This is a genomic window from Streptomyces boncukensis (assembly GCF_011045075.1).
Taxonomy (GTDB): domain Bacteria; phylum Actinomycetota; class Actinomycetes; order Streptomycetales; family Streptomycetaceae; genus Streptomyces; species Streptomyces boncukensis.
The window spans coordinates 1-4,425 of record NZ_JAAKZZ010000561.1 but is presented as its reverse complement, the minus strand read 5'-3'; the positions used below and the strand labels follow the sequence as shown (position 1 = coordinate 4,425).

General features: G+C 72.1%; 3 protein-coding genes. 1 reads left to right on the top strand and 2 read right to left on the bottom strand.

Annotated elements, in window-relative coordinates; genetic code table 11:
- Positions 1–43 precede the first annotated feature (43 nt).
- Entirely contained in the window at positions 44–952 is a 909-nt protein-coding gene (locus tag G5C65_RS31995) for a lysozyme (protein WP_165302545.1), read from the top strand.
- A gap of 84 nt (positions 953–1,036) precedes the next feature.
- Here the strand turns inward: G5C65_RS31995 and lon are convergent, their stop codons facing one another.
- Positions 1,037–3,520 (bottom strand): endopeptidase La, encoded by a 2,484-nt coding sequence (gene lon, locus G5C65_RS31990; RefSeq protein WP_165302544.1) that lies wholly within the window; start codon positions 3,518–3,520, stop codon positions 1,037–1,039.
- Between the two features lie 124 nt (positions 3,521–3,644).
- On the bottom strand, positions 3,645–4,337 hold the full coding sequence (locus G5C65_RS31985) for an alpha/beta hydrolase (protein WP_165302543.1): 693 nt from the start codon (positions 4,335–4,337) through the stop codon (positions 3,645–3,647).
- Between the last annotated feature and the right edge of the window lie 88 nt (positions 4,338–4,425).

The following is a 4,425-nucleotide window of genomic DNA, read 5'->3' as shown; positions in this document are numbered from 1 at the left end:
CCCCCACACCCCCCCACTCATCGAGGTCACCGGAGGCACAGCGATGCCCAGCTCACACACGAGCTCCACCTCCCGCGCCCCCTGGCGCAGACACCCCCGCGCCACGGTGCTCGGCACCCTCGCGGCGGTCGTCTCGGCGCTCGCCCTCGTCCTCGCCCTGCCGGGCGCGACGTCGGCCGCACCGAGCTCCCCACAGGCCCCGCAGCCGAACCCGCCGCAGCCCGTGAAGCCGGGCGAGGCGTGGATGGGCGCCGGAGTGCAGATGCACGAGGGCGACAGCACCGACGGTTCCGTGCCGGACGAGGGCCGCCGGAACCTGGTGGCCAGCGTCCACGGAGTGGACGTCAGCAGCCACCAGGGGAACGTCAGCTGGAGCACCCTGTGGAACAGCGGCGTGCGCTTCGCGTACGTCAAGGCCACGGAAGCCACCAGCTACAAGAACCCGTACTTCACGCAGCAGTACAACGGCTCCTACAACGTCGGCATGATCCGCGGCGCGTACCACTTCGCGGTGCCCAGCAGCTCCTCCGGCGCGGCGCAGGCCAGGTACTTCGCCAACAACGGCGGCGGCTGGAGCAAGGACGGCAAGACCCTGCCCGGCGTGCTCGACATCGAGTACAACCCGTACGGCTCCACCTGCTACGGGAAGAGCAACAGCGCGATGGTGAGCTGGGTCCGGGACTTCGTGAACACCTACAAGTCGCTCACCGGGCGGGACACGGTCATCTACACGACGACCAACTGGTGGAAGCAGTGCACCGGGAACTCCGGCGCGTTCGGCTCGTCGAACCCGCTGTGGATCGCCCGGTACGCGTCGTCGGTCGGCGAGCTCCCGGCGGGCTGGGGCTTCCACACGTTCTGGCAGTACACGTCGAGCGGGCCCACGGTCGGGGACCACAACCTCTTCAACGGCTCCATGGACCGGCTGAAGGTCCTGGCCAACGGAGGGTGATCCACCGGCCCGTGCGGGCATACGGGGGCGGCGGGGGAGCGTCGCGGCGCTCCCCCGCCGTTGCCCGTCCGCCGCGCCGGCGCGTCAGGCGGCCACCGGGACCTCGCGGGAGCCGCTCTGCGCCGGGGTCAGCGCCAGCTCCAGGACCTGGCGGACGTCGGCGACCGGGTGGACGTCGAGCCCGTCCAGCACCTCCTGGGGCACATCGTCCAGGTCGGGCTCGTTCCGCTTCGGGATGACCACCGTGGTGACCCCGGCGCGGTGCGCGGCCAGCAGCTTCTGCTTGACGCCGCCGATCGGCAGCACCCGACCGGTCAGCGACACCTCGCCGGTCATCGCCACGTCCGGCCGCACCTGGCGCCCGCTCAGCAGCGACGCCAGCGCCGTCGTCATGGTCACGCCCGCGCTCGGGCCGTCCTTGGGCACGGCGCCCGCCGGGACGTGCAGGTGGATGCCCCGCTCCTTCAGATCACCGACCGGCAGCTCCAGCTCCGCGCCGCGCGAACGCAGGTAGGACAGGGCGATGTGCGCCGACTCCTTCATCACGTCGCCCAGCTGGCCGGTCAGGGTCAGCCCCGAGCCGCCGGTCTCCGGGTCGGCCAGCGACGCCTCGACGAACAGGACGTCACCGCCCGCGCCCGTCACCGCCAGCCCGGTGGCCACGCCGGGCACCGCCGTGCGCCGCTCGGCCGGGTCCTGCGCGGACTCGGGCGTGTGGTGCGGCCGACCGATCAGCGCGCGCAGCTCGTCCACCCCCACCTCGTACGGCAGCTCCAGCTTCCCGAGCTGCTGCTGGGCCGCGACCTTGCGCAGCACCCGCTGCACGGCGCGCTCCAGGTTCCGCACGCCCGCCTCGCGGGTGTACTCGGCGGCCAGCTTGCGCAGCGCGTCCTCGGCGAGGGTGACCTCGCCCTCCGCCAGGCCCGCCCGCTCCAGCTGGCGGGGCAGCAGGTGGTCGCCCGCGATGGTGACCTTCTCGTCCTCCGTGTAGCCGTCGAGCTGGACGACCTCCATGCGGTCGAGCAGCGGCTGCGGGATGGCCTCCAGGACGTTGGCCGTCGCCAGGAAGACGACGTCCGACAGGTCCAGCTCCACCTCCAGGTAGTGGTCCCGGAAGGTGTGGTTCTGCGCCGGGTCCAGGACCTCCAGCAGGGCGGCCGCCGGGTCGCCGCGGAAGTCGGCGCCGACCTTGTCGACCTCGTCCAGCAGGACGACGGGGTTCATGGAGCCCGCCTCCTTGACGGCGCGGACGACGCGGCCCGGCAGCGCCCCCACGTAGGTGCGCCGGTGGCCGCGGATCTCCGCCTCGTCCCGGACGCCGCCGAGCGCGACGCGGACGAACTTGCGGCCCATCGCGCGGGCCACGGACTCGCCCAGCGAGGTCTTGCCGACGCCGGGCGGGCCGACCAGGGCCAGCACCGCGCCCCCGCGCCGCCCGCCGACGACGCCGAGCCCGCGCTCCTCGCGCCGCTTGCGCACCGCGAGGTACTCGGTGATGCGCTCCTTGACGTCCTGCAGGCCCGCGTGGTCCTCGTCCAGCACGCGCTGGGCGCCGGTGATGTCGTACGCGTCCTCGGTGCGCTCGTTCCAGGGCAGCTCCAGGACGGTGTCCAGCCAGCTGCGGATCCAGCTGCCCTCGGGGGACTGGTCGCTGGACCGCTCCAGCTTGTCGACCTCCTTGAGGGCCGCCTTCCTGACGTCCTCGGGCAGCTCGGCCGCCTCGACGCGGGCGCGGTAGTCCTCGCTCTCGTCCTCCGGCTCGCCGTTCAGCTCGGCCAGCTCCTTGCGGACGGCCTCCAGCTGGCGGCGCAGCAGGAACTCGCGCTGCTGCTTGTCGACGCCCTCCTGGACGTCCTTGGCGATGGTCTCGGCGACGTCCTGCTCGGCGAGGTGCTCGCGGAGCGCCGCGGTGGCGGCCCTGAGCCGCTCGACCGGGTCCACCGTCTCCAGCAGCTTCAGCCGCTGCTCGGTGGAGAGGAAGGGGGAGTATCCGGCGTTGTCCGCGAGCTGCGAGACGTTGTCGATCTGCTGCACCCGGTCCACGACCTGCCAGGCGCCGCGCTTGCGCAGCCAGTCCGTGATGAGGGCCTTGTACTCCTTCATCAGCTCCGTGACCTGGCCCGGCTTGGGGTCTCCCCTGCTCGAACGAAGCTGAGAGCTTGGGGAAGGCTCGGGCACGCTCTCCTCGACCTCGGTGCCCTCCACCCACAGCGCGGCGCCGGGGCCCGCGGTGCCGGCGCCGATCCGGATCCGGCGCACGCCCCGGATCAGCGCGCCCGGGTCGCCGTCCTGGAGCCGTCCCACCTGCTCCACGCGGCCGAGCACCCCGATGCCCGCGTACTCCCCGTCCACGCGCGGAACAAGCAGCACCCGTGGCTTGTCTCCCTGGAGGGCGGCGGCCTGCGCGGCCTCGACGGCGGCGCGCACCTCGCTCTCCGACAGGTCCAGCGGCACCACCATTCCCGGCAGGACGACGCCGACGCCTTCGTTCTCGTCCGTGGCGGCGTCGATCGGCAGCACCGGCAGGGTGAGCGGTGTGCGCCCGGTCGAATCGGCACCGGTAGTCATGATCTCTCCCTCGGCAGGCAACTTGAGCTATGTCCACTCAATGCTCTTGAGGCGAGGAATGTTCCCCCGGCGCTGTTCGCCGTGAGCGATCGGCTCCCGGTGTCCTGGGGCGGTGAACCTGCCGTCAGGCGCCCGCGGCCGCGGCCTCCTCGATGAGGTCCGTGACCGGGCCGGGCTGCGAGGCCAGCGAGGCGTGGCCGGCGTCCAGCTCGATGGTCTTGCGCGGGTTCATGCGCTGGGCCATCCAGCGTTCGTTGTCCGGGTGGATCATGCGGTCGCCGGTGGAGACCTGGTACCAGGTCGGTTTCCCGCGCCAGGCCGGTGCGGTGACGGTGTCACCGAAGGTCGACCCCAGCGGCGCCTTCTGCGTCACGGCCATCACGAGCGCTTCCTCGTCCGGCAGGTCCTGGGCGAAGCTCTCGTGGAACTTGTCCTGCTTCACCCACAGGTAGCCGTCGGAGTCCGGGGCGATGTTCTCGAACGCTGCCGGAGGCTTCTCCTGGCTGATCTGCCCGGCGCTCTCGCCGGCGTCCGGAGCGAACGCGGCGACATAGACCAGCCCGGTGACCTGGGGCAGATCCCCCGCCTCGGTGATCACCGCGCCCCCGTACGAGTGGCCGACCAGCAGCACCGGCCCGTCGATCTGCCTGACCATCTTGCGGGTGCGCTCGGCGTCGTCGGCCAGCGAGGTCAGCGGATTCTCCACCGCGTACAGCGAGCCGAAACCCCGGCGGCGAAGCTCGGGGATGACCTTGGCCCAGTGCGCGGCACCGCCCCAGAAGCCGTGGACCAAAACGATTGCGGGCTTCTCAGCCATCAAAACCGCCCTTTCAGGGGAGTCGCGGAGTGTCCCGTCCAGGAGACTTCGGCTCCACGGCCCCCGCACGCCGAACCCGCCATCCGGG